26 protein-coding genes and 1 pseudogene are annotated in these 26,014 nt (G+C 61.2%); 14 read left to right on the plus strand and 13 right to left on the minus strand.

Features of this window, described 5'->3' with window-relative positions; genetic code table 11:
* Positions 1–146 precede the first annotated feature (146 nt).
* Together J3T93_RS09410 and smc are read left to right on the plus strand one after the other, a co-directional pair.
* Positions 147–1,568 carry a bifunctional folylpolyglutamate synthase/dihydrofolate synthase gene (locus J3T93_RS09410; RefSeq protein ID WP_267431457.1) on the plus strand — a complete coding sequence of 474 codons (1,422 nt, stop codon included), beginning with the start codon at positions 147–149 and terminating at the stop codon, positions 1,566–1,568.
* Entirely contained in the window at positions 1,568–5,206 is a 3,639-nt protein-coding gene (gene smc, locus J3T93_RS09415) for a chromosome segregation protein SMC (protein ID WP_267431458.1), read from the plus strand. Before J3T93_RS09410 ends, smc begins: the two co-directional genes overlap by 1 nt.
* Here smc and J3T93_RS09420 read toward each other — a convergent pair.
* The 4 genes from J3T93_RS09420 to J3T93_RS09435 all read right to left on the minus strand — a co-directional run bounded on the left by J3T93_RS09420 (position 5,139) and on the right by J3T93_RS09435 (position 9,711).
* Positions 5,139–5,882, minus strand: a complete 744-nt coding sequence (locus tag J3T93_RS09420; protein ID WP_267431459.1) for an aspartate/glutamate racemase family protein — start codon at positions 5,880–5,882, stop codon at positions 5,139–5,141. The two genes, smc and J3T93_RS09420, sit on opposite strands and share 68 nt — an antisense overlap.
* Positions 5,879–7,123 carry a carboxylate--amine ligase gene (locus tag J3T93_RS09425; protein WP_267431460.1) on the minus strand — a complete coding sequence of 415 codons (1,245 nt, stop codon included), beginning with the start codon at positions 7,121–7,123 and terminating at the stop codon, positions 5,879–5,881. Before J3T93_RS09425 ends, J3T93_RS09420 begins: the two co-directional genes overlap by 4 nt.
* An 86-nt stretch (positions 7,124–7,209) precedes the next feature.
* Positions 7,210–8,778, minus strand: coding sequence for a Mur ligase family protein (locus J3T93_RS09430; protein WP_267401222.1), 1,569 nt, complete (start codon positions 8,776–8,778; stop codon positions 7,210–7,212).
* A 174-nt stretch (positions 8,779–8,952) separates the two neighbouring features.
* Positions 8,953–9,711 (minus strand): exonuclease domain-containing protein, encoded by a 759-nt coding sequence (locus J3T93_RS09435; protein WP_267431461.1) that lies wholly within the window; start codon positions 9,709–9,711, stop codon positions 8,953–8,955.
* 143 nt (positions 9,712–9,854) lie between these two features.
* Here J3T93_RS09435 and J3T93_RS09440 point away from each other — a divergent pair, with 143 nt between their 5' ends.
* Both J3T93_RS09440 and J3T93_RS09445 read left to right on the plus strand, forming a co-directional pair.
* Positions 9,855–10,475, plus strand: coding sequence for a sigma-70 family RNA polymerase sigma factor (locus J3T93_RS09440; protein WP_220237384.1), 621 nt, complete (start codon positions 9,855–9,857; stop codon positions 10,473–10,475).
* A 39-nt stretch (positions 10,476–10,514) separates the two neighbouring features.
* Positions 10,515–10,802 carry a hypothetical protein gene (locus tag J3T93_RS09445; protein ID WP_267431462.1) on the plus strand — a complete coding sequence of 96 codons (288 nt, stop codon included), beginning with the start codon at positions 10,515–10,517 and terminating at the stop codon, positions 10,800–10,802.
* A gap of 138 nt (positions 10,803–10,940) precedes the next feature.
* Here the strand turns inward: J3T93_RS09445 and J3T93_RS10080 are convergent, their stop codons facing one another.
* The gene (locus J3T93_RS10080; RefSeq protein ID WP_099327425.1) at positions 10,941–11,015 is read right to left on the minus strand and encodes a 50S ribosomal protein bL37; all 75 of its coding nucleotides are present in this window, start codon (positions 11,013–11,015) and stop codon (positions 10,941–10,943) included.
* An 85-nt stretch (positions 11,016–11,100) separates the two neighbouring features.
* On the minus strand, positions 11,101–12,069 hold the full coding sequence (locus J3T93_RS09450; RefSeq protein WP_267431463.1) for an aldose 1-epimerase family protein: 969 nt from the start codon (positions 12,067–12,069) through the stop codon (positions 11,101–11,103).
* 172 nt (positions 12,070–12,241) lie between these two features.
* On the opposite strand from J3T93_RS09450, the gene J3T93_RS09455 reads away from it, so the two are divergent.
* The gene (locus J3T93_RS09455; protein ID WP_267431464.1) at positions 12,242–13,327 is read left to right on the plus strand and encodes a 4-hydroxy-3-methylbut-2-enyl diphosphate reductase; all 1,086 of its coding nucleotides are present in this window, start codon (positions 12,242–12,244) and stop codon (positions 13,325–13,327) included.
* Positions 13,328–13,333: 6 nt separating this feature from the next.
* On the opposite strand, the gene ybaK is transcribed toward J3T93_RS09455, so the two are convergent.
* The gene (gene ybaK / locus J3T93_RS09460; protein WP_267431465.1) at positions 13,334–13,840 is read right to left on the minus strand and encodes a Cys-tRNA(Pro) deacylase; all 507 of its coding nucleotides are present in this window, start codon (positions 13,838–13,840) and stop codon (positions 13,334–13,336) included.
* A gap of 77 nt (positions 13,841–13,917) precedes the next feature.
* Between ybaK and J3T93_RS09465 the strand changes: the two genes are divergently transcribed.
* Positions 13,918–14,514, plus strand: a complete 597-nt coding sequence (locus J3T93_RS09465; protein WP_220237103.1) for a DedA family protein — start codon at positions 13,918–13,920, stop codon at positions 14,512–14,514.
* 72 nt (positions 14,515–14,586) lie between these two features.
* On the opposite strand, the gene gap is transcribed toward J3T93_RS09465, so the two are convergent.
* From gap to J3T93_RS09490, 5 genes are all read right to left on the minus strand, one after another.
* Complete coding sequence (gene gap, locus J3T93_RS09470; RefSeq protein ID WP_220237104.1) at positions 14,587–15,642, minus strand: type I glyceraldehyde-3-phosphate dehydrogenase; 1,056 nt, start codon at positions 15,640–15,642, stop codon at positions 14,587–14,589.
* A gap of 188 nt (positions 15,643–15,830) precedes the next feature.
* Positions 15,831–16,256, minus strand: coding sequence for an arsenate reductase family protein (locus J3T93_RS09475; protein ID WP_267431466.1), 426 nt, complete (start codon positions 16,254–16,256; stop codon positions 15,831–15,833).
* A 40-nt stretch (positions 16,257–16,296) separates the two neighbouring features.
* Positions 16,297–17,046, minus strand: a complete 750-nt coding sequence (locus tag J3T93_RS09480; protein WP_267431467.1) for a thiamine diphosphokinase — start codon at positions 17,044–17,046, stop codon at positions 16,297–16,299.
* A gap of 41 nt (positions 17,047–17,087) precedes the next feature.
* Positions 17,088–17,444: a branched-chain amino acid transporter permease gene (locus J3T93_RS09485; RefSeq protein WP_267431468.1), complete on the minus strand. Its 357-nt coding sequence runs from the start codon at positions 17,442–17,444 to the stop codon at positions 17,088–17,090.
* Positions 17,441–18,178, minus strand: a complete 738-nt coding sequence (locus J3T93_RS09490) for an AzlC family ABC transporter permease (protein WP_267431469.1) — start codon at positions 18,176–18,178, stop codon at positions 17,441–17,443. The genes J3T93_RS09485 and J3T93_RS09490 overlap by 4 nt, the downstream gene beginning before the upstream one ends.
* A 174-nt stretch (positions 18,179–18,352) precedes the next feature.
* Here J3T93_RS09490 and msrB point away from each other — a divergent pair, with 174 nt between their 5' ends.
* From msrB to J3T93_RS10100, 8 genes and pseudogenes are all read left to right on the plus strand, one after another.
* A complete protein-coding gene (msrB, locus tag J3T93_RS09495) occupies positions 18,353–19,330 on the plus strand; it encodes a peptide-methionine (R)-S-oxide reductase MsrB (RefSeq protein WP_267431470.1) in 978 nt (325 codons plus the stop codon).
* A gap of 136 nt (positions 19,331–19,466) precedes the next feature.
* The gene (gene asnB / locus J3T93_RS09500; protein WP_267431471.1) at positions 19,467–21,356 is read left to right on the plus strand and encodes an asparagine synthase (glutamine-hydrolyzing); all 1,890 of its coding nucleotides are present in this window, start codon (positions 19,467–19,469) and stop codon (positions 21,354–21,356) included.
* 119 nt (positions 21,357–21,475) lie between these two features.
* The gene (locus J3T93_RS09505) at positions 21,476–21,910 is read left to right on the plus strand and encodes a sugar-binding domain-containing protein (RefSeq protein WP_267431472.1); all 435 of its coding nucleotides are present in this window, start codon (positions 21,476–21,478) and stop codon (positions 21,908–21,910) included.
* Positions 21,837–22,349 (plus strand): sugar-binding domain-containing protein, encoded by a 513-nt coding sequence (locus J3T93_RS10085; RefSeq protein ID WP_416378855.1) that lies wholly within the window; start codon positions 21,837–21,839, stop codon positions 22,347–22,349. Before J3T93_RS09505 ends, J3T93_RS10085 begins: the two co-directional genes overlap by 74 nt.
* 228 nt (positions 22,350–22,577) lie before the next feature.
* Positions 22,578–23,345, plus strand: a pseudogene (locus tag J3T93_RS10090) (dihydroxyacetone kinase subunit DhaK).
* Between the two features lie 220 nt (positions 23,346–23,565).
* On the plus strand, positions 23,566–23,916 hold the full coding sequence (locus J3T93_RS09510) for a hypothetical protein (protein ID WP_267431473.1): 351 nt from the start codon (positions 23,566–23,568) through the stop codon (positions 23,914–23,916).
* 18 nt (positions 23,917–23,934) lie between these two features.
* Positions 23,935–24,345, plus strand: a complete 411-nt coding sequence (locus tag J3T93_RS10095; protein WP_416378856.1) for a DAK2 domain-containing protein — start codon at positions 23,935–23,937, stop codon at positions 24,343–24,345.
* A gap of 347 nt (positions 24,346–24,692) precedes the next feature.
* A complete protein-coding gene (locus J3T93_RS10100; protein WP_416378857.1) occupies positions 24,693–24,866 on the plus strand; it encodes a hypothetical protein in 174 nt (57 codons plus the stop codon).
* Positions 24,867–25,216: 350 nt separating this feature from the next.
* Here the strand turns inward: J3T93_RS10100 and J3T93_RS09515 are convergent, their stop codons facing one another.
* Positions 25,217–25,594 (minus strand): hypothetical protein, encoded by a 378-nt coding sequence (locus J3T93_RS09515; protein ID WP_267431474.1) that lies wholly within the window; start codon positions 25,592–25,594, stop codon positions 25,217–25,219.
* Positions 25,595–26,014 lie beyond the last annotated feature (420 nt).

Here is a 26,014-nt window from a genome sequence, read left to right on the forward strand (position 1 = left end):
CCTTGAAATTCCGGTTCTGCCTATGTTGCTTCCATGGTAGTGCGTTCGGCCGATGTGGCAGTCGGCTGTTTCGGCCTTCAATCGGGGTCGGTCGCGCATAGAATAGGCGGGAAGCATCTACAGCCAGCAGGAGGCGCAGGCAGAATATGTCATTCGAACACCCCAACAGCAAGGGTCAGAATATTCGCGATGTCGAGCGGGCCATCATGGCGCGTCCCGCCGAGCATGACAGCCCCAATCTGGACCTGGACAGGATGGGGATGATGCTGGACCTGCTGGGTCACCCCGAGCACAGCTTCAGGGTCATTCACGTTACCGGTACCAACGGCAAGGGGTCCACGGCGCGGATGGCCGAGGCTCTGGTGCGGGCCTACGGTCTGCGCACCGGGCTCTATACCTCGCCCCACCTGGAGCGGATCAACGAGCGGATCGCCATCGACGGCAAGGAGCTCTCAGACGAGGACTTCGTAGACCTCTACCAGCAGATCGAGGATTTCATCGCCATGGTGGATGACCGCTTCGCCCAGCAGGGCAGGGCTCCCATGTGCTTCTTCGAGGTCCTGACCGCCATGGCTGTCTGGGCCTTCGCCGACGCCCCGGTGGACGTGGCCATCGTCGAGGTGGGGATGGGCGGCCGTTGGGATGCCACCAACGTCCTCGATGGCGATGCCGCCATCATCGGGCCGGTGGACATGGACCATATGCAGTGGCTGGGGGATACGGTCGAGCAGATTGCAGGGGAGAAGGCCGGGATCATCAAGCCCAAGTCCACGGTCATCGTCGGCGCCCAGCCGCATGAGGAGGCTGTCATGCCCATCATCGAGCAGGCCGTGCGCGAGCAGGGCTCCCCCACCTTGCTGAGGGACGGCAACGAGCTGGAGGTCGTTTCCCGTATGCCTGCGGTGGGCGGCCAGGTGGCTACGCTGCGCACGCCTCAGGGACTCTACAAGGATGTGCCCATCGATAAGTTCGGAGAGCACCAGGCCCACAATGCCCTGGCAGCCCTGGCCGCGGCTGAGACGGTCATCCCTGTCAACGGGGCCCTGGACCAGGATCTGGTGGCCGAAGCCTTGAGTCAGGTGCGCATCCCCGGACGGATCGAGCAGGTGCGTACCTCGCCCACCATCATCATCGATGGCGGGCACAACCTGAACGCGGCCCAGTCTCTGCGCTCGGCCATCGAGGAGAACTACGACTTCAAGCAGCTGGTGGGTGTGATTTCCATGATGGCCGACAAGCAGGTGGAGGACTATCTGGGCCTGTTGGAACCCGTGCTGGACAGCGTTGTGGTCACCGAAAACTCCTGGAAGGGTCGGGTCATGCCCGCCGAAGATCTGGAACGGGTCGCCGTGCGGGTCTTCGGGCCCGACAGGGTGGTCCGTCGCGACCGGATGCCCGATGCCATCCAGACGGCCGTCGACATGGTCGACAGCGAGGACCAGACCGGCGTGGGCTATGGTCGGGGAGTGCTGATCTGCGGCAGCTTCGTCACCGCCGGCGACGCCCGTACCCTGCTGGCCGAGCATCCCAATCCCGATCTGGCCAAACCTAAGGCGGAGCGCGCCTGATGTATCTCAAGGAGCTGACCCTCAAGGGCTTCAAGTCCTTCGCCTCGGCCACCACCCTGCGCTTCGAGCCGGGCATCACCGCTGTGGTGGGCCCCAACGGATCAGGCAAATCCAACATCGTCGACGCCCTGGCGTGGGTCATGGGCGAGCAGGGGGCCAAGAGTTTGCGCGGCGGATCCATGGAGGACGTGATTTTCGCCGGCACCTCCTCCAGGCCGCCGCTGGGCCGGGCTCAGGTCACCCTGACCATCGACAACACTGATCGGACCTTGGACATCGACTACACCGAGGTGACCATCAGCCGGACCATCTACCGCAACGGCGGGTCCGAATACGCCATCAACGGGTCCGACTGCCGTCTGCTGGACATCCAGGAGCTGCTCAGCGACACCGGGCTGGGCCAGCAGATGCACGTGATCGTCGGCCAGGGTCGGCTGGATGCCATCCTGCGGGCTGATCCGGCCGGCCATCGCGCCTTCATCGAGGAGGCGGCCGGCATCCTCAAGCACCGCAAGCGCAAGGAACGGGCCCTGCACAAGCTGGCCAACACCGAGGCCAACCTGTCCCGTCTGGATGACCTGATCGGCGAGATTCATCGGCAGCTGGGGCCTCTGGGTCGCCAGGCCAAGGTCTCCCGCCGAGCCGACATGATCCAGGTCAGCCTGCGGGATGCCCAGGCCCGCATCCATGCCGACGATGCTCTGACCTCGCAGAGGAAGCTAGAGAACCTGCGCTCGCAGATGGCAGAGACTCGGGGGCAGCTGGCTCGCGGGCAGGAGGATCTGACCAGGGTCAAGCTGCGCATCGAGCAGCTGGAGGGGCTGGACCGACAGTCCAGCCCGGCTCTGGAGGCTGTCAACCAGCAGTGGAACGACCTGACCAAGCTGGGTGAGCGAGCCGGTTCCTTGGCATCATTGGCCAGGGAGCGCAGCCGTTCGTTGGAGGCCGGCATGGTGGCCGACCAGGGGCAGGACCCCGAGGTGCTCAGACGGCGGGCCGACGAGCTCAAGGGTCAGGCCGACCAGGAAGAGGCCCAGGTTGGAGCCGATCGGATCGCCCTGGATGGCCGCGTTCAAGCCCGTGCGGATCTGGAGCGACGGCTGGCTGCTCACCGGCAGACCATGACTGAGCTGCGGCAGGCGGCCAGAAAGCGGCAGGCTCGGTTGGGCGATCTGGCCCAGTTGGTGGCCAAGGAGGAATCGGCCCTGGAACTTTCCAGGCAGCGCGAGCGTGACCTGTCCCGCCAGCAGGATCAGCTTAGGGAAGGCCTGGAGCGTGCCAGGAACCGGGTGCGGGACCTGGACAGCCAGGAGGAAGGTTCTGACCAGGATGGCAGACAGGCCCTGGATCAGGCAGGTCAGGTCAGGGATCAGGCCCGAAGCAGGCTCAACGACCTCCAGGAGCGCGAACGCCGTATTCAATCCGATGCCATATCGGCCCAGGTCAAGGCCGATGCCCTGGCGGACACGCTGGACCATCGTGGCGCCGGCGAGGCCCTGTCCCAGGCGGGGGATCCTGCCCTGCTGGGTGTACTGACCGACTTCGTCCGAGTGGAGGATGGCTGGGAGGAGCCCCTGGCCCATGCCTTGCACGACTATGCCTCGGCCCTGGTGGCCAAGAATGACCGGGCGGTCGACCAGACCCTGGATCGGGCCCGCCAAGATCGTCTGGGACGCGCCGCGTTGATTTCGGCATCAGGCACGCTCAAGGGGGCAGACATACGACCCGGCGATGGCCCCTGGCGGTCGGCCGCCGACCTGGTGGATCTGCGGGAGCATCCTGCCGATCCTGACCAGGCCCAGGGAGTGTTGACGGCTGTCCGCAGTCTGCTGGCCTTTACAGCTGCCGTCGATGACGCCGATCAGGCCCGGCTTGCTCTGGAGGACGGGTGGCAGCAGGCGTTGACCTGCCAAGGCGACCTCTACGACCGCGTTGGTGCTGTAGGCGGATCCGCTCCGGCCACCAGTGACCTGGCGTTGACTGCACGCAGGGATAAGGCCCTGGCGCAGGTGGAGGCCCTCCAGGATGAATCCCGGACGCTGCAGCCGCAGATGGATGCGGCCCGTGCCGCCCTTGAGCAGGCTGAGCAGCAGCTGCAGGAGGCGCGCAACCAGTGCACCGAGGCCCGGATCAAGGCCGAGCAGGCAGCCCGGGAGCTGGCAGCGGCCTGCAAGGAATCGGATCGGGCCCAGGCCGGGGTCAAGGATCTGGACGACCGGCTGGCCCAGGTGCGCGACCAGGTACGCACCCACGAACTCAAACTGGAAGATCTGAAAGCCGGCCTGGCCCGTGCCCAGGAGGATGGGGATTCTGACTCGGATGATCCGGAGGGCATGGAAGACCGGCAGCATGAATTGGAGACGGCCCTGGACCAGGCCCGCACCGCCGAGATGGAGGCCAAGCTGACCTGGACGGAGGGCGACCGGCGGCATGCCTCCCTGCTGCGGCAGATTGATCTGCTGCGGGATCAGGCCGACCAGGCCGAACGCCATCGTCAGCGGATAGGTGAGGAAAACCGTCGTCGCAAGGCCGGCATGGCCTCCCTGGGGCTGATCGCGCTCAGGGCCGACCTGCTGGCCCAGCTGATCAAGGGGAGGATGGAGCATGCGGCCCGCCGCCGGGACCAACTCAGGGCCAAGGCTTCGGCCCACGACAAGGAGCTGACCGATCTGCGGGACAGCAGGGAGAATCTGGAGCCCAAGGTGGCCGGTCTGCGCCAGGATGAGCATGGTCTGGATCTGGAGCGTGAGCGCCTGGCCGGCGAAGATGGTCGCCTACGTCAGCGCATCCAGGATGACCTGGGCATGGAGCCTGAGGAGCTGATCCGCGAATACGGCCCCGATCGTCCGGTGCCCGTCCTGGATGACGAGGGCAATCCGGTGCCCATGGACCAGGAGGCGACGGAGGAAGACGGCGATTCGTCAACCTTCAAAACGGTGCCCTACCAGCGCAGTGAGCAGGAGAAGCGGCTGGCCAAGGCCAAGCGGGATCTGGCTGCCCTGGGTAAGGTCAACCCGCTGGCCACCGAGGAATACGAGGCCCTGGAGTCCCGCAACCGCTACCTGCACGAGCAGCGTCAGGATGTGATCGGGTCCCGGGACGATCTGATGGCCTTGGTCAAGGATCTGGATTCGACCATGGTCACGGTCTTCAAGGAGGCCTTCGACGACACCGCCCAAGCCTTCGAACGCATCTTCGCCACCCTCTTCCCAGGCGGGCGCGGGCGGCTGCGGCTGGAGGACCCGGACGACCTGCTGACCACAGGGGTCCTGGTCGAGGCCAGCCCGGCAGGTAAGAAGGTCCGTCGGCTCTCTCTGCTCTCGGGCGGGGAGCGGTCGCTGACAGCCCTGGCCCTGCTCCTGGCCATCTTCACGGCCCGGCCCAGCCCCTTCTACGTCATGGACGAGGTCGAGGCCGCCCTGGACGATGTGAACCTGACCAGGCTGCTCAAGGCCTTCGAACAGCTGCGGGAGCATGCCCAGCTGATCATCATCACCCACCAGCAGCGGACCATGGGCATCGCCGACGCCCTCTACGGGGTCACCATGCGGGGGGACGGGGTGACAGCCGTCATCTCCCAGCGGCTGAAGGATCCGAATCGTTCCGGCCGCGAAGAGCCCGAGCCCGATCAAGGGTGACCTCTGCCAAAACGGCTTGGGAGTCCACGATGGGCAGCTGCGGCATGGGGTAGACCTCGTTGAGCACTGAGAGCTCGGTGCAGCCCAGCAGGACCGAGTCACAGTGGTAGTCATTCAGGAAGGCGTCGAGAACGCCCAGGTAGCGGTCCTTGTCCAGTCGCCCTTCCTTGACGTCGTCGTAGATCAGCGCGCTCACACGGTCCTGCAGGGCCTGGTCCGGGTCCACCAGCTGGTAACCGGCGCTGTCGGCCGGGCCCTGGTAGATGGCGGCATGGCGGGACCCCTCGGTGCCCATGTACCCCATGCGCGGATGGGTTTTCGCCGGATAGTGCCGATCAGCCCAGTCGATGGTGGCCTGGGGCATGTCCAAAATAGGGACCGGGGTCAGGGCCTGGAGCCTGGGCAGAATCTGATGGGCGGTGTTGCAGGCCATGACCATGAAGGAGGCGCCCATGGCTGTGGCCTGGCGCACGTCCTCGGCCAGGTAGGGGAAGGGATCATTCTTGCTACGGCCAAGGATGAACTCGGTGCGGTCGGGCACGGTGGCGTGGTTGAAGACCACATAGTCCAAAAAGTCCTGGTCCCTGTGCGCCCCGGTCATCCGGTCCAGCACCCGCACGAAGCTTTCGGTGGCCAGTGTGCCCATGCCGCCCAGGACGACGAAGAAGTTCCTCATGCCAGTGTCCTCTTGTCGCGGAAGTAGCGCCGGTAACGACGCCGATAGATGGAAAACATGTGTCGAATCAGCAGCCAGCGCTTGAAACTGCGGTCCTTGCTGTACTCCAGGGTGGTGCCCCAGTCCCCGCGGCGAATCATGGCCACGGCCTGTCGCTTGTCCTCGGATTCGGCGCAGTATTTGCGGAAGATGTCCTTGGGGATCTCCATCCAGAGGCGATGCCCCCGGCCGAAGACGGTGTGTCCGTTGAAGGGGGTGTCCAGAACCAGGTCGTCCACAAAGTAGCGGGCCAGGTTGAAGCCGTTCAGGGTGACCACATAGCTGCTGCGGCCCTGTCGCAGATTAATCTCGAAGAGCTTGTAGATGCCGTCGCGGGGGTCGTACTTCATGTCGAAGTTGGCCACCCCGCTGTACTTGATGTCCTCAAGGAAGGCCTTGATACGGTCGAAGATGTCCTGGTTGTAGTCGGGGATGATGGCCGCGTAGTTGCCTACGGCCTCGGGGGTGGGGTCCTCCAGCAGGGGATGGCCCAGGAACATCATGCGCACCCGGTGGTGACGGTCCACGTAGGCATTGAGCACCCTCATGTTGTCATCGCCCCCGGGCACGAAGTCTTGGATGACCATCTGCGAGGTGTACCCGGCCTGGTAGGACCTGCGGATCATGGTGTCCAGCTCCTCAGGGTTGCTGAAGATGAAGGCCTTCTTCCTGCCGGGGAAGTCGATTCCCAGCCACTCGTCGCTGTCCGCAGGCTTCATGGCCACCGGGTAGTCGAAGGGCAGGTTGCGGTGGCGGCCGGCTTTCACATCATCGGCATCCACAGAAACAGTCTTCGGGTGGGGCAGGTCGTAGCGGTCGCAGAGTTGGTAGAAGGAGGATTTGAGCGAGAGGGACCGGTTCAGTTCCTGGTCGATGGCGTTGAAGACGAACTGTCCGCGCAGGGGATCGCCGAACTTGTCCAGCAGGTTGGCGTAGGAGTCCCCGCAGGGCAGCAAAAGCAAGGTGGCACTTGGGTGGTCCCGGTGATAAGCGTAGGCCCACTCGTTCAGGGTGGACACGAAGACCTCGGGATTGGTGAAGTCGTCTACCAGGTGCAGGTCCAGGATCTTGCTGTACTTGGTGGGGGAGAGCTGGTAGTGGCCGAATGCGGTGGAGACCAGGCCGTATGCCTCGTGGAAGGCTCGCGCCATCCCGTAGGAGTTGATGTCGGTGCCCAGTATGACCGGTTGGAATTCTTTCATGTGTCCGAAACCACCTACCATGTGCTCGTGCGCCCCACCCTGCCGTGGAGCATTCAGCTTTCCATCTTAGAAACCTGTCGGGATCGTCAGACCGTGGCTGCGCCGGTGGCTCCCAGGTCATAGCTTTTTGTGCCCAGAAGGCGCGCCACTACGTGGTCATCGCCCTCATAAGGCACGTGGCCGCCGTCTTTCTTGAACCAACGTTCCTCACCCTTGCCGATGACCAGAGTGACCCGCAGACGGTCACCTGGCAGGCCCGGATCTCCCAAGGCCTGTTTGATGGCCTGGACCCTGTCCGGTTCGATGCTGGCATCCAGGTTTGGATTGGTCACGAAGCCCAGCATCTGTCGGTCCACTTGGTCCGAGCTCTCCCCAACCTCGTCGTCGGCGGTCAGGATCAGCCGGTCGACGCGGTCCTGGGCGGCGCTGACTATGCCCTCCCTGCGGTCGATGGCCTTGCCGCCAGCGGAACCGGAGACCAGGGTGATGAGGGGCTTGCACTCGCCGTAGCGCTCGTCCACAAAATCCAGCAGGGCTGTGACCGAGGCCTTGTTGTGGGCGTAGTCGACGTAGACTACGCGGTTGTCGGCCTTGAAGCGTTCCATCCTGCCAGCGATCCTGACGTTCTCCATGGCCCGGAGGGCGCAGGCATCAGGCTCTAGACCCAGACTGGTTAGCATGGCCAGGGCAGCGGTCGCGTTCAGAGCGTTGAAATCCCCGTCCATCGACAGGCTGACCGGCCTCATGGCTCCGCCGGAGGGTCCTATCAGGTAGTCGCCTACCTTCCCGGGAGCCTTGCGAGCCAGGAAGTCGGCCTGCCGGGTTCCATCGCCGAATGTCGTCACCGGAACGCTGGCGGCGCGGGCATCTTGAAAGATCAGGTCGGCTCCGCGAGCATCGGCTCCCAGAACCAGCTGCCGGCTGTTGTAGGTTATGCGGCGCTTGCAGTAGAAGTAATCCTCGAAGCTGGGGTGCTCGATGGGGCTGATATGGTCGGGGGAGATGTTCAGGAATGCCCCCAAGTCGAATGTCAGCCCGTAGACTCGGTCCACCTTGTAGGCCTGGGAGGAGACCTCCATGACCAGGTAGCGCATGCCGGCGTCTGCCGCCTGGCGCATCATCCGAAAGAGGTCCAGCGACTCGGGAGTGGTCAGCTCGGATTCCTGATAGTGCCGACCGTCCAGGCAGTTGTCCACCGAGGAAAGCAGGGCGGCGCGACCTTCGGAGAGCCTGGACAGCATGGCCTGCAGGAAGTAAGCGGTGGTGGTCTTGCCCTTGGTTCCGGTGATTCCCACCAGTGTCAACTGTTCCTGGGGATACTCATAAAAGGCAGCGGCCAGCAGGCTCATGGATTTGCGCACGTCGTTGACGATGATCCCCGGGGCCTTGGTGCGGGCGGACAGGTCCTGCTGGGCCACATAGGCCTTCGGCCCCTCGGGATCGCAAGCATCCAGATATTCGGGTAGGAAGCGGCCCTTGCAGAAGAGCAGACTGCCTGGTCCAGCCTGGCGGGTGTCGTAGGTGATGTCGGTGAAGGGCTTGGACGACTGGGTGTCTTCTGGAGCATTCAAGGTCCACTGGTCACCCCGAATCACCTCGCGCAGTTGACTATGTTCGCGCAGCAGCTCCAAAGTTGAAGCCATCGTCAGTCCCATGCCGGCTTCCCCCCTGTCTGTATGTGTGTCACTGCAGCTGGTTCCGCCCCGATTGGTGATCCCGATCGAGACCGGATACAAGTCTAAACCGCCGCAAGGCCAAGGCAGGAGGATCCGACGACTCCTTGACTGAATGGACAAAAGCAGGGAGCGCATCGGTCTTGGAGCTGAGCCTCAGAGCCAGGAGTCGGTGACCGGGCGGCGGCCCTGGGAAATCAGGTGCTGGTTGAACCGTTCCCGCCACTTGGCCTGCGCCTGCCGCTGCCAGTCCATAAGGGAGTCCATGGTGATTCGGGCCACCTGGGGGAAAAGGGCGGTCATGGGCTTGATCAGGTCCACGGCCGCCACCGTATCCGCCATGGCATTGTGGAAGTTCCCATGGGGGATGACGCCGTAGTACTCGCTGGTCAGCCCCAGAGTGCGGCGGCCCGGCCGATGGGAGATCTCCCTGTCCAGGACCAGAGGGTCCACCACCAGCAGATCGCCCTCGCTTATGGGCTTGACCGAACCCGCGCACCAGCGGGCGATGTCCCCGTCCAGCATCTGCACGTCGAAGGGGGCGTTGTAGGCCAGCAGAGGGATGCGTTTGTCCTGGGCGCGGGCAATGAATCCCGCCATCTGCTCGGTGGCCAGCTCAGGCTCCATGCCCTCGGCGGCCAGCTGCTGATCAGTGAACCCGTTGACCCGACTGGCCCCCTTGCTGATATGCCGGTGCGGATTGACTATCCAAGTGGCTACTGCATCCCCTGAGTAGCCCTTGGTCGGGTCGCGCAGAACCAGGCTGGCCGAAACAATGCCATCCTTGCCCGGCCTGGTGCCCGTGGTCTCGGTGTCGAACCCCAGAAGCCAGGAGTCCCCCAGGCGAGTCGACCCCTCTTGCTGCGGGGCGGACTGAAGCGCCTGCTCCATGCTTGGATACTCGGTGTTTTCCATAAGCGTGATTTCTCCTCAGTCATTATGGTAACCGAGGACCGACCGGGTCGGAACAGCAACGGGCGAGGGGGGATGGCACAATAGGGGGTGTGGCAGATACCAGCGAGCTCGAAAGCAGAAAACGTCAATTCGAGGCCCTGGCCATGCCTGCGGTGGATGTGCTTTACCGACAGGCCATGCGCCTGACCAACAACCCCGACGACGCCCAGGATCTGGTCCAGGACACTTTCGAGCGCGGCTTCAAGGCCTTCGACCGCTTCCAGCCCGGCAGCAACTTCGAAGCCTGGATGACCACCATCGAGCGCAACGCCTATTTCAACCAGTACCACAAGGCCAAGCGGCGCCCCCAGAGGGCCAACGACTCTACCGGCGAGTACAACGACTGGGACATCTATTCAGCCTCGGAGCATGGGTCCGAGGGGCTCAAATCCGCCGAGCAGGAATACATGGAGACCTTCGCCCCTGAGGAGATCATGGCCGCCTTGGACCGGCTCAGTCCGGAACGCCGGCGGGTCTTCATCGACGCCGCCATCGACGGCAAGAGCTACCAGCAGGTGGCCGACGAGGAGGGCATCAAGATCGGCACGGTCATGAGCCGGCTGAACCGGGCGCGCTCGCAGCTGCGTCAGGAGCTGGAGCGGTATGCCCAGGAGCGTGGCTACCAGCAGGGGCGTGGGGCTGCGGGCAAGCCCTCAGCGGAACAACATGGCGCTGGTGCTGCCAGGCCTAGTATAAAAAAAGAGATCAGCAGCAAGGGGCACTGAGGGCCTCCGAAGATCGGATACCAGGAAGCGGGCAGGAGCATGGACGGACGCGTGGAGATGAGTCACTACGCCTACGATGACGGCGTCACCGTCAGAGTGTCCCACGCCAGCCTGCGCATCTATCAGGATGCCTCCTGCGTGGATCCCAGCGACAGCTTCGACCCGGAATCATGCTGCGACGATCGGGAGCGCATGGTCATCGAGGAGCTGCGCCGGTATCTGCGCCCCGAATGCGCACCGGACTGTCTGCTGGATCGGCTCAAGCACATGTTCGATCAAATGGATGAACTGGAGCAGGGGACACCGAATCGCAATACAGACAAGTAGATCCAGCCGGTTTCTTGCCAGAGCAGAGGTTCTGTCCACCCACCCAGGCTCTTGCAGAAATCATGGTCATGCGTATGCAGCCATGGTTTTTTACGTATATATGCAAAACCCCGGCACCGTTGGTGCCGGGGCAGACGATCAGGTGTTCGGCCTCTTGCCGTGGTTGGCGGCCTTCTTGCGGCGATCCCTGCGCTTGCGTCCGCGCATGCCCATGATTGGACTCCTTTGCTACTGATGAACCTATAAGCCTTGCCGATTATCGCACACCGGGCTGACCTTTGTCGACCGGCCAGACAGCTCAGACCTTTTGTGCCCGGTATCCCACCTGGGTGGTGTAGACGGCGGCAGGCTGAAGAATCACCAGATTCCGGCCTGTCCGAAAAGCGTTGGCGTAGGCGGTCATGGGCTCCACGGCAACGCCGGCCGGACGCATGCCAGCGTCGAAGCCGGTCCCGGTGCATACCTGCCATGAAGTGATGGTCTCATCGCCCCAGAGCTGAATGCGGATGCCGTCCGGCCGGGTGAACCAGGCCGAGCAGGTGCCGTCATCGTCCCGCTCCACATCGGTCCAGGCATCGTCGAAGTCCGCATCCTCGCCCAGCACAGAACCCTGGCGCAGATCGGTTCGTCCCTGGACGGGTTCGGTGCCGGTGGGCAGCAGCCTGTCCGGATCGACCACCACGTGAGTGCGGCAGGGGATGGACAGGGTGCAGGGGGCGTTGTCCTTCTGGACCTGGTCCCCGACGCCCCGCTTGCCATTGGCCAGCCAGGGGTGGATGCCGAAGGCCCAGGGTGCAGCCTCGTCGCCTAGGTTCAGGGCCCGGGTGGTCATGGTCAGCCCCTGGTCGTCCAAGGCGTAGGTGACGCTGACCACCACGTCGAAGGGGTATCCGGCCATGTCGGGCACCCGCCAGGAGAGGCTGACGGAGTCCTCGGACAGAACCTGCAGGTGCCAGTAGGCCCGGTAGCCGTATCCGTGAATAGCGGTGTTCCGGTCATGCTCGTCAATGGGCAAGGTGTAGGTGTGGCCTTGGAATTCGTAGGTGCCGTCCTCAATCCGGTTAGGGAAGGGGACCAGCACGTTCCCGTTGCTGCAGGGTACGGTTCCATCCGAGTCAAAGGAGGCCAGCAGGTCCTTTCCCTGGTATTTCAGAACCCGCAGTATGGCACCCAGCTCCGTCACCACCGCTTCGTAGTCCCCGTGACGGATGCTGTACTGCTGTCCTGTCCGGGGCAGGGCCCCGCCCATCATTTCGTTCGTATGCATGCTCCCACTTCCATAGTGCCGTTGATGCTTGGTACGCCACCATCCTAGCGCCTCAGTGGTCTTGGCTTCTTGGTGAAAGAGTGGCGTATGGACTACCGGGGGCTGTCCAGGCTTTCTACCATGGACCTGCAGCGTCCGGAACCGTCCGGATTGACATCGATAAGGAGCGGCAGTGGCAGGATTTCGGACCACCGTGTGCGGACAGCCGACCCTGCAGGGGCATGGGCGGGTCATCCTTGCTGATCCGCGCGGATTCTGCGCGGGGGTGGACCGAGCCATCCAGACTGTGCAGACCATCCTGGATGCAGACAACCCCCGCCAGGATCAGGGTTTGCCTCCGGTATACGTGCGCCGGCAGATAGTCCATAATCGGCATGTGGTTGAAGACCTGTCACGGCGGGGGGCCGTGTTTGTGGATGAGCTGGACCAGATTCCCGACCAGGCCGTTCGTGCCGGAGTGCCCGTGGTCTTCTCGGCCCATGGAATCGCCCCCTCGGTCGTCAAGGAGGCCCGGCGGCGGGGGATGCGCGTGGTCGATGCCTCATGCCCTCTGGTCAGCAAGGTCCACCGGGAGGTCCAGCGCTTCGTTCGCGACGGCTACTCGATCATCTACATAGGCCACCGTGGGCACGACGAGGCTGTGGGAGTCATGGGGGAGGCCCCGGACCGGGTTCACCTGGTCGAGCATGAGGCTGATATTAAGGCCTTGGATTTTGGGCCCGACACCCCGCTGGTCATGCTGACCCAGACCACCCTGAGCCTTGATGAGACCGCCGACCTGGCTGCAGCCCTGCGTCGACGCTTCCCCTGGATGGAGGAGCCGCCGGGTTCCGACATCTGCTATGCCACTCAGAACAGGCAGCAGGCTGTCAAGCTGGTGGCCGGTCAGGCGGACTGCATGGTTGTGGTGGGCTCGGCCAATTCCTCCAATTCGGTGCGTCTGGTCGAGGTGGCCCGTCAGGCTCTGGAGACGCGGTTTCCTGGTCAAGGCGGGCAGAGGGCCCACCGGGTCGACGATGCCGGCGAACTGGACCCGACTTGGCTGCAGGACATGGATTCGGTCGGGCTCACTTCGGGTGCTTCGGTTCCCGAAGACCTGGTTCAGGGGGTGCTGGAGACTCTGGCTTCCCGAGGGTTTTCCCAGGTGACCCGAGCCCGGGCGGTCGACGAGCATATGCGCTTCGTCCTGCCTGCCGCCTTGCGCTCCGCCCGGGCAACCAGGAAAGTTCCACAGCCGCAGGGCCAAGCCCAGCGCTAAAAACTCTCAGTCGGCGGCTAGAGGTGCGGTTTTGGCTTTGAGGACACGTATCAGATCCCTCGGGTCCAGCCCCAGGCTGATGCCGCGCTTGCCGCCGGAGACCATGATGGTGTCAAACTCTATAGCGCCCTGGTCCAGCACTGTCAGGTGCTGGGTGCGTTGCCCGAAGGGCGAAATGCCGCCCAGGACGTATCCGCTCTCTCGCTCGGCCTGGGCTTTGTCGGCCATGCGGGCCTTCTTGGCGCCCACGGCTGCTGCCAGGTGTTTGAGGTTCAGATGGCCAGTAACTGGAACAATGCCGATAACCCGTTCCTTGCCCGTGTCGGCCATCAGGGTCTTGTAAACTGTGCGCGGGTCCAGGCCCAGCTTTTTGGCGGCCTCGATGCCGTACCCCTGGTCCATGTGGTCGGCGTTGTGATGGTACTCATGGATGGTGAAGGGGACTCCCAGACGCTCCAGCTGGGCCATGGCCGGGGTCGCGGCATCCGAGTCCGGCCGCTTCTTCTTGCTCATGACTCCATGTTAAGGTACTGACCGTTTAGGTAGGCTGAGGGGGTGTTTTTGGCGCCCTTGCGTGGAAAGGATAGTCCATGACCGCTGTCAATGCCTGGCTGCTTGATGCGGTGACTGGTGGCTGGGGGCTGGCTGTGCTGTTCCTGGCCGCCTTCCTGGATGCGCTGATCATTCCCATACCCACGGAACTCATGGTTCTGGCTACGGCTTCGGCCTTTCGAGCCTCGGGACGACCCCTGCCCGTCCTGGTCTTTCTGGTATGCGCCCTGGCCTTTGCGGGCGGCGATGCTTGCGCTTATGAGCTGGGGCGGCTAGTCCCGCTGAACCGTCTGGCCGTCTTCCGCGGTGCCGCAGGCAAGGCTGTGGCTTCATGGGCACACCGGGCCCTGCTCCAGGGAGGAGGCTTCTTCACTCTGGCCTCGCGGTTCGTGCCCTCGGGCAGGACCGTGGTCAATCTGACTGCCGGGGCGGCGCGATATCCGCTCAGCCGTTACCTGCCTCTGGCTGCTCTAGCCGGTCTGCTCTGGTCCGTCTACATGTGGACCTTGGGGTACATGGCATCCTCCTGGCTGAAGAACAACCCTTTGGCCGTCATGGCCATCGGTTTTCTGGTGGGCATGGTCATCGGCCTGGTCTGCGACTTGGCCATGCGGGCGCTTACCCGGAGGCGCTGACTACGACAAGGGGCCCGCCCCCGCATGGGAACGGACCCGAAATCGCTATGGCCGGAGAAACCGGTCTGATGCTCAGTCGCCCAGTTCGGCGAAGTAGAGCAGGGTGCGGATCATGTTGCTGGTGAACCCGTACTCGTTGTCGTAGAAGGCGACGGTGCGGACCAATTGATCATCGCCGTGGGTGTTGACGTCAGTCTGGGTGGCGTCAAAGACACCGCCGTGAGTGTCGCCGATCACATCCGAGGAGACGATGCCCTCGTCGTTGTAGCCATAATAATCGGTGCCCTCGAAGGCTTTCTTGGCCGCAGCGTTGATCTCGTCGACGGTGACCTTCTTGTCCAGGACGGTGGTCAGCTCGGTGACGGAGCCGGAGGGGACAGCCACACGCTGGGCATGTCCCTGCAGCTTGCCGTCCACAGAGGGGACGACCTTGCCGATGGCCTTGGCAGCGCCGGTGGAATGCTCGATGGTATTGATCGCTGCAGCGCGTGTGTTGCGGGGCTTGTTGCCCTTGGGGCCGTCCAGCAGCATCTGTGAGCCGGTATAGGCATGGATGGTGGTCATGTAGCCGATGCGGATGCCGAAATTGTCATCCAGCATCTTGACCATGGCGGCCATGGAGCCTGTCGTGCAGGAGCCTGCCGAGATGATCTTGTCAGAGGCCTTCAGGGTCTCCTGGTTGACTCCGTATACGACGGTGGGGGTGGTATCGTCCTTGGCGGGGGCGGAGATCAGGACCTTCTTGGCGCCTGCGTTCAGATGGGCCTGGGACTTCTCGGCCGAGGTGTAGAAGCCGGTGCACTCCAGAACGTAGTCCACGCCGTCGTTCTTGACCCAGGGGATGTTGTTGGCATCCTTTTCGGCGTAGACCGGGTACGCCTTGCCGTCCACCACAATGGCGGTGTCGGTGGAGGTGACCGAAACCGGTGTGCCGTCGTCGTGGCGGAAGTTGCCCTGGGTGCTGTCATACTTGAGCAAATAGGCCAGAATGGCCGGGGTGGTCAGATCGTTGATGGCGGCCACCTCGATGTTGGAGGCGTCGCCGCCGCGGGCCTGGAGCTCAAAGATGCGCCGGAAGGCCAGACGACCGATACGTCCGAATCCGTTGATGCCAATCTTTACTGTCATTCAATTCTCCCTTGGAGATTGGCCGTATACAGCACAAAAAATACCGGACCGTATATGGCCGATTACTGATAACATCTCATAGTTTATAGAACCCTGTGTACTTATAGCAAGCGATTACACTGGTTATGCAAAGGAAAAACAAACAAACAAAATGGTAGGTTTTGTTGTTTGTTTGCACAACAAAACGATCAGGAATTGTGAGGATTTTCGTTCGTATCAGCCAGCCAATCCTCCCACTGCTGCTGACGGAATCCAACCAAAACATGCCGGCCATCCAGCAGGATGGGACGCTTGACCAGCAAGCCGTCGGTCGACAGCAGCTGCAGAGCCTGCTCCGTGTCCATCTGCGGCAGGCGTTTGCTCAGTCCCTGGCTGCGATAAGCCTGGCCTGAGGTGTTGAAGAATCGCCGGACGGGCAGGCCGCTCATGTCCAGCCAGGCGGTGAGTTCCTCCTGGGTGGGGCGGTCCTCCTTGATGTCTCTCTCGGTGAAGTCCACATTGTGGTCACGCAGCCAGGTGCGGGCCTTGGCGCAGGTGGAGCAGCGGCTGTAGCAGATGAAGAGCGGGTGCCGGGCTGTCGGGGTCGCTGACTGCGTGGTTGAAGCAGCTGTCATGTATTTTCCTTTCCAAATGGAGTTCCAGGTCAAAAGAGGCTCAGGCCAGTCGCCGGGAGGGCCGGGTCTCCAGGGAGCCCAGGTCAGCCTTGGCTTCCAGGCTGGTGATCCAGACCGGCTCGGGCGCCGAGATGGGGTAGGTGACGAACATGGTTCCCTGCTTCAGGGCTATGTGGGCCGGTCTGCCGGGCAGGAACTCGTTGCTGACACCAGTCACTTGCTGGTTGGTCATGGTCATGCCCTTCGTCTGGTATTTGAGGCCCTGCTCGACCACGCCCAGAGCCTGGTCATCGGCAGCCAGGACGGAGACCATGGACCTGGGCGGGCAGTCCCAGGCGGGGAAGTCCAGGCTGCCAGGGCCAAGGGCCGTGACCAGCATTCCCTGGCCCCAGAGTTCGGCCCGGCCTCCGCTGGCGGCGATCAGATGGATCAGGTTCAGGTTGGCCAGCGTGTGGTCCATGCGCCCGCCCAGGCCACCATATATAAGGAACCGTCGGCAGCCCCGCTGCCAGCCCACCTTGGCTGCAGCCATCAGGTCGGTGTCGTCCTTCTCGGCAGGAAGGACCCGGCGAGGGATGTCTGTACGCAGTTTTCGGCTCCCGGCGGGCAGGGAGTCGAAGTCGCCCACGACCAGTTCGGGTTCGTCCCCGTGCTCCAGGGCCGGCTCCAGTCCGCCATCCGCCGCGATGACCAGAGCCTGTCCGCCGCGTGCCTTCTCTTTGCCGAAGTACTGTCCTGCGCCCCAGATTCGGCAGAGAAGCACCTGGGCTGATTGACCGTCATTCTGCATAAGAGTCTTCTTCCTGCGCTCGTCCCTTTGAGGCGCCCCCATCATCCCAGACCAGCCAGACCGACCAGGAAGGTCAGCCAACCCTGCACCAGGGCCATGTAAGTCAGTGTGCCGCAGGCGATGCTGACCATCATGTTCCTCCATCGCAGGTAAGCCAAGGCCGTGACCAGCAGGGCCAGGGCCTCGTAGAGCCCGTGATCGCCACTCACCAGGTTGGTGTGCCTCAACGAATAGACCACCAGCAGTCCCATGACTGCGCCGGGCAGCAAACGCCCCAGCCGGGTCACCAGGTCCGGTGGCCGACGCCCCTCCGGCCAGATTATGAAGGGCAGGAATCTGGTGGCCATGGTTGCTAGGACCACAATGCCTATGGTGATCAGTTGCTGCGCGGTTGTCATGAGGCCTCCTTTTGGCTGCGGAAGTCCAAGAGGATGAAGATGGCCAGGATGGCCACCATGGACGGGATGATGAACCGGTCGGGTCCGAAGACCAGCAGACAGGCCAAAGAGGCCAGCAGACCGATCAGGGCAGGCAGGCGGGCCTCGGCCTGCCGCCACTGCTCCAGAAAGAGGACCAGGAACATGGCGGTCAGCACGAAATCCAGCCCCCTGGTGTCGAAGCTCGCCAGGTTGCCTAGCGCAGCGCCCAGGGTGGCGCCGCCCACCCAGTAGATTTGGTTGAGCAAGGTGACAAAGAACAGGTACCAGCCCTTGTCGGTCCCGGCTGGGTGAGGATCGGCGGACTCCAGGGCAAAGGTCTCGTCGCACATACCGAAGATCAGGTAGGGCTTTTTTCGGCCTGTCCCACGAAAGACCGGCAGCATGGCCAGGCCGTAGAAGAGGTGCCGTGCGTTGACCATCAGGGTCAGCATCAGCGCGCCCCAAGGATTGAAAGTGGACATAAGCAGGTCCACGGTCACGAACTCCATGGACCCGGCGTAGATCAGGGCGCTCATGGCCAGCGGGTAGACCACCGGGAATCCTCGGCTGGTCATCAAAAAACCGTAGGAGATCCCCAGCACCAGGAATCCGGCCATGATGGGCAGAGTCCGTGGGAAAGCCGCGGCTAGGGAGCCCAGGATGGTCCCGGAAGGCTTCGCGACTTCGTCTGCCTCTTCCTGCGTCGTCTGCATGACCCTCCTCCTGACGTCGTTTCGAAGATGGTCAGCAATGATAATCGCCCTTTGCTCCGCAGATGCAGGCTGGTCGACAATGTGAAAAGGCTGTCAAGAGGCGAGAGAGGCGGAATAGGCGCTCTCCCGCTCCTGTTGAACCTAGCGATAGGCACCGGTATGCGAGGAGGAATCATGGACAAGAACAAGATTTCGACCAACAACCCGGCCACGGTCGTCCTGGCGGGGGGATGCTTCTGGGGCATTGAGCGGTTCTTCCAGGAGGTGGACGGGATTATCGACACCCAGGTGGGATACGCCCAGTCCACAGTGCCCAACCCCAGCTATGAGCAGGTCTGCAGCGGTGTCACCGACGCCGTGGAGAGCGTGCGACTGACCTATGATCCTCAGACGGTCAGTCTGCGAACCCTGACCCTGCTTCTGCTGGATCTGATCGACCCCTTCTCCGTGGATCGGCAGGGCAACGACCGGGGCAGGCAGTACCGCAGCGGCCTTTACTGGGATCCCGAGCATCGTGAGCAGGAGGAGCCCGTCTTCCGGCGTGCCCTGGATGAGCTGGAGAGCAGGACAGGCCGTCATCCCGCTGTGCAGGTGGAGGCCCTGATCAACTTTTATCCCGCCGAGCAGGCCCACCAGGACTATCTGCTTAAGAACCCCGGCGGATACTGCCACATCCCTCTGGAGGCCATCGCCAATGCCGCTTCCCGCCAGCGCTACATCGAGCGCATCTGGTCCCTGGATCCTGAAAGTTACGAGGTGACCCAGCATTCGGCCACCGAACGGCCCTTCGCCAACGCCTACGACGGGGAGTTCCGCCCTGGCATTTACGTGGACGTGGTCAGCGGGCAGCCGCTCTTCTCCTCGGCGGACAAGTACGACTCGGGCTGCGGATGGCCGGCATTCACCAAGCCCATCGATCCCGACTTGCTGACCAATCGCAAGGACTACAAGCTGCTGGGCCGGCCCCGGATCGAGGTACGGACAGCCCAGACCGGCATCCATCTGGGGCATGTCTTCGATGACGGGCCGGCCGACCGTGGCGGGCAGCGCTACTGCATGAACTCCGCCGCCCTGCGGTTCGTGCCCCGGGATCGGATGGAAGAGGAGGGCTACGGGGACTATCTGCCTTTGGTAGACCGAGTTACCCGTTGACCGTTCTATCGCCAGTAGCACATCTGAGCTTCTAACCCATGGGGTTCTGGCGTAGTCCACGCATGAGGCCCGTCTGTTTCCTGTTGCCCTTTTGGGCTATTGTGGACTGCTGGTGGATCGATAAGGAGTCATGCCAATGTGCGGAATTGCTGGGTTCGTCAACGACACCTCTGCCGAGGAAAAAACGGCCGTGCTCAAGCGGATGACGGACATCATTGCCCACCGAGGCCCCGACAACGAAGGGCATTTCGTTGATGAGCGGGTGGCCTTGGGCTTTCGGCGCCTGAGCATCATTGATCTGCAAGGGGGCGACCAGCCTATCTTCAACGAGGACTCCTCCATGGCCATCACCATGAACGGGGAGATCTATAACTACCGCGAACTGCGCCGCCAGCTGATTGACCTGGGACATACCTTCTCAACCGAGTCCGATACCGAGGTCATCCTGCACGGCTACGAGCAGTGGGGCCACCAGGTGGTCAACCGCCTGCGCGGCATGTTTGCCTTCGTCATCTGGGACCGGGGACGCGGCGAGCTGTTCGGGGCCCGGGACCACTTCGGCATCAAGCCCTTCTATTACGCCCAGATGGGCGGCACCTTCATGTACGCTTCGGAGATCAAGAGCCTCCTGCAGCATCCGGACTTCCACAAGGAGCTCAACACCCAGGCCCTGCGTCCCTACATGACCTTCCAGTATCCGGCGCTTCCCGAGACCTTCTTCAAGGGCGTATTCAAGCTTCCCGAGGGCCATTGGTTCACCTTCCGGGACGGGAAGATGGACATCCACCAGTATTACGACCCGGCCTTTGGCGAGAGCAAGCAGGATCTGAAGGACCTGGTCGACTCCATCGACCAGACCGTCCAGGATTCGGTCAAGGCCCACCAGGTGGCCGATGTGGAGGTGGGCTCCTTCCTCTCCTCCGGGGTGGACTCCAGCTATGTCGCAGCCCTGGCACGCCCCCGGCACACCTATTCAATCGGCTTCGGCAAGGGGACCTACAACGAGTCCGACCAGGCCGGCGAGCTGGCCTCCATACTCAAGCTCAACAACACCACCGAGTCCCTGGACGGCGACCAGGCCTTCAGCTACTTCCCGCAGATTCAGTGGTACATGGACGAACCTGACTCCAACCCCTCCTGTGTGCCGCTCTTCTTCCTTTCCGAGCTGGCCAGCCGGGACCTGCGCGTGGTCCTGAGCGGGGAGGGCGCCGACGAGCTCTTCGCGGGCTACGTAGACTACGGCGTGCATACGCGCTCGCGCATCATCAAGGATGTCACCCGCCTCCTGGGGCGGCTGCCACGCAAGGCCCGGTATGCCATCGGACGCTGGGCCAAGGGCAAGCACTTCCACGGGGCCTGGCACCTGTATGCCAATCTGGCCCCCGCCGAGGAGAGCTTCATCGGCCAGGCCAAGGTCTTCGACGAGGACGAGGCCGGCAGGCTGCTCAAGCCGGCCTACCGCAAGGCCCCCCGTGTCTCTGAGATCACTGGACGAATCTATGCCCGGCTCAAGGGGCGCAGCCTGTCCGAGCTCAAGAAGAAGCAGTACCTGGACATGCATCAGTGGATGCCCGGGGACATCCTGCTCAAGGCCGACAAGATGACCATGGCCCACTCCCTGGAGCTGCGGGTGCCACTCCTGGACCGCAAGCTGATGGATGTGGCCGAGAAAGTGCCCACCAAATATCTGATCACTGATCAGAACACCAAGTTCGCCTTCCGCAAGGCTGCCGACCGCCATATTCCCCGGGAATGGTCCGCCAGGGAGAAGCTGGGCTTCCCTGTGCCCATCCGGGACTGGCTGCATCAGGAGCGTTACTACCGGCTGGTCCGTAGCATGTTCGAGCAGGACTGGGTGTCCGAGTTCTTCGACCAGGAGGCCCTGCTGCGCATGCTGGACGACAACTACGCCAAGCGCAACGACGCCCGCCGCAAGATCTGGACCGTCTACTCCTTCCTGACCTGGTATGACGTCTATTTCATCCACGACGGGACCAAACCAGAGCTTCAAGATCTCGGAAAATAAGGCGGTACCCTTGAAACAGCTTCAAAGAGCTGGGTAGAGGGTATCATTTAATCGTTTTACACTCTGATGTTGCCAGAAGCAGGATGGCGGATGCCGCTGAACTCTATTGGGTGCACGGCATGAAAGTTGCAGCCGTGGCAAGAGAGCTGGATGTGTCCACGTCAACTGTCTCGCGTCTGCTGTCTGAGGCGAAACGTCGCCACGTCATCGAGTTCACCGTTAATCGGCAGGAGGACTCGGCGCTCGAGCTGAGGCATCATCTTGAGGAGGAGTTCCATATCCATGCAGTTGTTGTGGGTACTGGTGAGATATTGGATGCTACCAGGCGGAGGGTTGCCGTAGGAGATGCCACTCAATCGCAGATTTGGAAGATGGTCAATTCCGATACGGTCATCGGGGTGGCGTGGGGCCGAACTATAGAATCTCTCTCCCTTCAGCTGATACCCAAGCATCTATCGGGTGTTGAGATTCTGCAGCTTCATGGTTTCGGGAATATGCTTTCCTTCGGGGAAAAATTATACCCAGATTCTCACTCGCTTTGGCACCGCATATGACGCTCAAGTTCATTTGTTCCCCGCCCCTGCAATCTTCGATTCCAGTGAAACTCGTGAGATGATGTGGAAGGAGACCAGCATTCGTCAGATGCTGGAATTGCGGCGTTCCTTGGATCTGATCATAACCTTTGCCGGCACTCCGTATGAGGCCACGCCCAGTCCTTTGTTTAGTTCGGGAGTGCTGTCCCGTCATGATCGCGAAGAGCTCAACCGTGAGCATGTAGTGGGGGGATGCGACCTACACCTTCTACTGCAGCGACGGCAGCACATCTGTTCCGGCAGTAGGCGGGATTGCTCCACACACAAATACAGGCGTGCATTGTGGCATGGTCTGAATCGTGGTGGATTTTATGGGCTGATTGACCTGCTCGATGCGAACCATATCCAAACGCCTGGCTGTTCATACAGCATGTTTTTTCATTTATTCATATACCAATGAATACCTAATAAATGAAAAAATACCCACAAATACTTGGTATTTCATACTGGATATCGCTATTAATGCATAAATTGTTGGCTTCTGATGGGTGTTTTGCTATTGCTGAAAGTGCCATAGGGGATGGCGATGCCCTGAAGCGGATCTGAAAAACAGAAGAGCCCAGTGTCATGCTCTTGGGCTCGCTACCTTTCCGGGTGAAGAGCTCGTGGACAGAGAGGACTGCGCACGATGACGTGCCAGAATGACGATGTCGGTGAATTTGCAGCCGAATCGATCAGAGGATTCGTCCAGGCCAATTCCGGGTATGTCAAAGCATGCCCGGGTGGCGTGATCTGTTCTGCACGTTCCAGGAATAATCAGTTTGCGCTGGTAATCGTAGGAGGCATGGGACACTATCCGGCATTCGCGGGACTCGTAGGGCCGGGTATGGCTCAGCCGGCCTTGCTAGGCAATATATTCGCATCTCCGTCCACCAGGCAGGTTGTTGACGTTTGCCGTAGAGCCGATCAAGGGTGAGGCATAATCCGCATCTTCGGTGACTACGAGGGAGATCGACTGAATTTCAACCAGGCTGCACGTATGCTTCATGCTGAAGGCCATGATGTACGGGTTCTGCCGGTTAACGATGACCTGTATTCCTCCCCTCCAGATCGAATCCAGGATCACCGAGGCATAGCGGGTGATATGGCGGCTTTCAAAATCGCTGGAGCCGTTTGTGCGGCGGGAATGGACCTGGATCCTGTGGATGCCTTGGCCATACGTGCCAATGCTTGCACACGAAGCTTGGGTGTTGCACTTTGCGTGTGCAAACTGTCCGGGTCTGACAAATTAGTGTTCAGAGTCCCTGAAGGCCGTATGTCGCTAGGGCTCGGAATACAGGGAGAGCCTGGAAACGGTCAAACAGATCGGCCAACTATCGGCGGTTTGGCGGATATGCTGGTCCGATGTCTCATGGATGAAAGACCCGAGGACCGCAGATGCATGGGACGCATGTAGCTCCCATTCTTAACGGCTTGGGCGCTCTTAAGTCTGATGAGCTCTTTGCCGTATACGATGCTGTCCAGCGGCCTTTGCCACAGCTGAGTGTGCGACTGATCCAGCCTCTGATGGGGGTGTTTTTTGCACCAGTTTTGTTACGAGCGGATTGACGCTGTCCTTGTGCTGGCTGGATAAGGACTTGGAGCCTCTTTGGTGTGCTTCCGCTGAGACGCCGGCTTTGCCTCTGGGCGATCGTACAGATGCAAATCAGACGGATATAGATGCTGAAGTGTCTGTACAGGAGGATGGTCCGACTGAAAGAGAACAGCAGGACGCTCCGGAGTCAAAACAGGCTGCTCAAAGCATGGCCAGAATCATGCTGACTGTGATGCAATGCGTTGTCGACACTGTGGATTATTTGGGACGAATAGATACGATGACGGGTGACGGGGATCATGGACTCGGCATGCAGCGCGGCGCTGGAGCAGAGTCAAAAGCTGCAAATGAAGCAATTGCAACTGGGCCCGGTTACCGAACTGTATTGAAGGAAGCGGCTGAAGCTTGGGCTCATAAGGCAGACGGCATATAAGGAGCGTTCTGAGGCGAATTGCTGACATCCCTGGCAGGTTATCCTCCGGATTCATCGAGACCCAGCAATGCGGAGGTTGAAGAGGGCTGGCGCGACGCTGATAAGCAGCTTATCGAGTTTGGCGGGGCAAAACCGGGAGACAAGACCATGATCAATGCCATGCATCCTTTTGTGAAATCTTTTACGTGCTGCGAAGAATCGCTAACAAATACTTGGAGTCATGCTGCAGGAGGCGCTCGCCAGTGGGCTCTGAGGAGACAGCCGATATGCTTCCAAGAAGAGTCGTGCGAAAGCCCATGGCGGCAAGGATCTGGGTACTCCAGACCCAGAAGCGGTCTCATTCGCTATGATTGTCCAGCCGTAAGTCCCGTACTGAACGATTCGGCCAGCGAAGAACAGTGCAATGCCGGCAAGGTAGTGCTTTCATGAGCGTAGCCATGAGATCAATAAGCCAGTGATCGCCGCTTGCTTGAATAGGGAGCCTCTGCAAGGAGCGGACGGTAGATCCATGACCAAGGTCGACCCAAGCGATTGGGTCAAGGTTTTCACAGCGATAGCAGATGCCTGTTCCCATCACGCCGAACTGTCGGTTGTTTTCTACATTGCCTGCGCCATGGGATCAAACAGGGTCAATCCCTGGTCGTCAAAAGCTTACCGACGGTCAGGTGAAAAGGATCGACAACGGATGTCATCTGCTTCCCTGACTGTTCGACGTGCCCCGGCATCCTCACGGTTCCGGGGCCGTCTTTTGGTCATACATTCAAGGAAAGAGTGTCATGTTTCCAGTTCTCGGCGGCATTGTCGCCATTGTTGTCTTAATAGTTTTGATTGTACACTGCAAATTGCATTCCTTTGTGGCGCTCATCAACTCATCTTTGGGCCTTGGTTTGATCAATGGCCTGGGCACGGAGAAGCTCGTCAAATCCTTCGTTGCCTCACGTCGGAGGTGACCCTGTCGGTCACTGTCTGTCCGTGCTTTAGTTCCTTGGAGGACTCCTGCGTGGTCACCGTAGGCTGGAAGTCCCTGCGCACCTGAAATTCTATATTGGACGTTTGTGTATCCGGATCTTTGCCGGCATATTTTTTTGCTCTGGAGAGTTATTTATCGCACCCAGGGGGACTTTCCAACGAATTTGTACATTAGTAATACCGTTTCCTATGGCAGTCCAAGCAATGTGCTCCTCCTACCCATTGGTAACGCCGGAAATAGTATTCGTACCAGTCTCACCGAATCGAATCTTATTGTTCAAATCGGTAAACGTATATTGTACCTCGGCGATCCACTGCCCATAGCCGTTCTTCAATCCAGGATTAACGGTCCCACGCCTTTTCCTTGCGTGTACTTGTATGACATCTGGGCGCTCGCGGGCATGTTCTTCGCCGCTTCGTCCCACAGCTGCGCGGCCCGGGCGCCCACGGCGTTCTTATCAGCACCGTCCAAGGACCCATTGGCTTTCCAATAATTCCAGAAATCTGTAGAATTATTGATATTCAAATTGAGATGATCATGAATGGCCCAGGCAACTGCTGCCTGGGTGAAATCACTCATGTCGCTCTTATTCCGGTCAACAAGATTTGCAGCAATCAGCTGGTCTGGCGAAGTCGCATCCTGCCATTCTCCATAACCGGAAAGGGGTTCCCCCGAATTCAATGCAATAAACGGGGTTGCCCCCTCCATGGCGGCTATGCCTACGGCAGCGCCTCGCGAGTTTATAAAATGCGGCCCCATGGAGACAGGGACCGTAATACCTGTGCACCAGCCCCGGTCCAGAATCCGCATGGGCAGTAACCGCTCCTGTGAGGAGCGTTGCCGCTGCTACTACAATCGCACTGAGCAATCGCAGCATCTTGCGCAACCCTTTCATTTCTTTCCTTTCAGTTAGTTCATAACAGTTTCTTCATCAGCAAGGAACAGGATCATGACCAAGGACTCCGCAATAGTGAAGTCCCGAACCTCCGCCATTAGATCCCTGACCTGGTGCGGGAGCAGGAGCCGGTGCGGGAGCAGGCGCCGGTGCGGGTCTGCTGGCTCCACCACCCGTGTGGCCGCCATCTGTGCCGCCTGTGTGACCGCCGGTGTTCTGGTATCCGCCACTGG

The organism is Bifidobacterium sp. B4111, assembly GCF_026537235.1.
Classification (GTDB): domain Bacteria; phylum Actinomycetota; class Actinomycetes; order Actinomycetales; family Bifidobacteriaceae; genus Bombiscardovia.

What these genes read in the sequence shown, in the direction of transcription:
- ybaK (WP_267431465.1), bottom strand. Translation starts at nt 13,840, where the DNA reads ATGAGCAAGAAGAAGCGGCCGGACTCGGATGCCGCGACCCCGGCCATG.
- J3T93_RS10085 (WP_416378855.1), top strand. Translation starts at nt 21,837, where the DNA reads ATGGTTTCGGGAATATGCTTTCCTTCGGGGAAAAATTATACCCAGATT.
- J3T93_RS09465 (WP_220237103.1), top strand. Translation starts at nt 13,918, where the DNA reads ATGACCGCTGTCAATGCCTGGCTGCTTGATGCGGTGACTGGTGGCTGG.
- J3T93_RS09425 (WP_267431460.1), bottom strand. Translation starts at nt 7,123, where the DNA reads ATGAAAGAATTCCAACCGGTCATACTGGGCACCGACATCAACTCCTAC.
- J3T93_RS09450 (WP_267431463.1), bottom strand. Translation starts at nt 12,069, where the DNA reads ATGCATACGAACGAAATGATGGGCGGGGCCCTGCCCCGGACAGGACAG.
- asnB (WP_267431471.1), top strand. Translation starts at nt 19,467, where the DNA reads ATGTGCGGAATTGCTGGGTTCGTCAACGACACCTCTGCCGAGGAAAAA.
- J3T93_RS09410 (WP_267431457.1), top strand. Translation starts at nt 147, where the DNA reads ATGTCATTCGAACACCCCAACAGCAAGGGTCAGAATATTCGCGATGTC.
- J3T93_RS09515 (WP_267431474.1), bottom strand. Translation starts at nt 25,594, where the DNA reads ATGGAGGGGGCAACCCCGTTTATTGCATTGAATTCGGGGGAACCCCTT.
- msrB (WP_267431470.1), top strand. Translation starts at nt 18,353, where the DNA reads ATGGACAAGAACAAGATTTCGACCAACAACCCGGCCACGGTCGTCCTG.
- J3T93_RS09485 (WP_267431468.1), bottom strand. Translation starts at nt 17,444, where the DNA reads ATGACAACCGCGCAGCAACTGATCACCATAGGCATTGTGGTCCTAGCA.
- J3T93_RS09475 (WP_267431466.1), bottom strand. Translation starts at nt 16,256, where the DNA reads ATGACAGCTGCTTCAACCACGCAGTCAGCGACCCCGACAGCCCGGCAC.
- J3T93_RS09430 (WP_267401222.1), bottom strand. Translation starts at nt 8,778, where the DNA reads ATGGGACTGACGATGGCTTCAACTTTGGAGCTGCTGCGCGAACATAGT.
- J3T93_RS09505 (WP_267431472.1), top strand. Translation starts at nt 21,476, where the DNA reads ATGAAAGTTGCAGCCGTGGCAAGAGAGCTGGATGTGTCCACGTCAACT.
- J3T93_RS09440 (WP_220237384.1), top strand. Translation starts at nt 9,855, where the DNA reads ATGCCTGCGGTGGATGTGCTTTACCGACAGGCCATGCGCCTGACCAAC.
- J3T93_RS09445 (WP_267431462.1), top strand. Translation starts at nt 10,515, where the DNA reads ATGGACGGACGCGTGGAGATGAGTCACTACGCCTACGATGACGGCGTC.
- J3T93_RS09480 (WP_267431467.1), bottom strand. Translation starts at nt 17,046, where the DNA reads ATGCAGAATGACGGTCAATCAGCCCAGGTGCTTCTCTGCCGAATCTGG.
- J3T93_RS09420 (WP_267431459.1), bottom strand. Translation starts at nt 5,882, where the DNA reads ATGAGGAACTTCTTCGTCGTCCTGGGCGGCATGGGCACACTGGCCACC.
- J3T93_RS10100 (WP_416378857.1), top strand. Translation starts at nt 24,693, where the DNA reads ATGTTTCCAGTTCTCGGCGGCATTGTCGCCATTGTTGTCTTAATAGTT.
- J3T93_RS09490 (WP_267431469.1), bottom strand. Translation starts at nt 18,178, where the DNA reads ATGCAGACGACGCAGGAAGAGGCAGACGAAGTCGCGAAGCCTTCCGGG.
- gap (WP_220237104.1), bottom strand. Translation starts at nt 15,642, where the DNA reads ATGACAGTAAAGATTGGCATCAACGGATTCGGACGTATCGGTCGTCTG.
- smc (WP_267431458.1), top strand. Translation starts at nt 1,568, where the DNA reads ATGTATCTCAAGGAGCTGACCCTCAAGGGCTTCAAGTCCTTCGCCTCG.
- J3T93_RS09435 (WP_267431461.1), bottom strand. Translation starts at nt 9,711, where the DNA reads ATGGAAAACACCGAGTATCCAAGCATGGAGCAGGCGCTTCAGTCCGCC.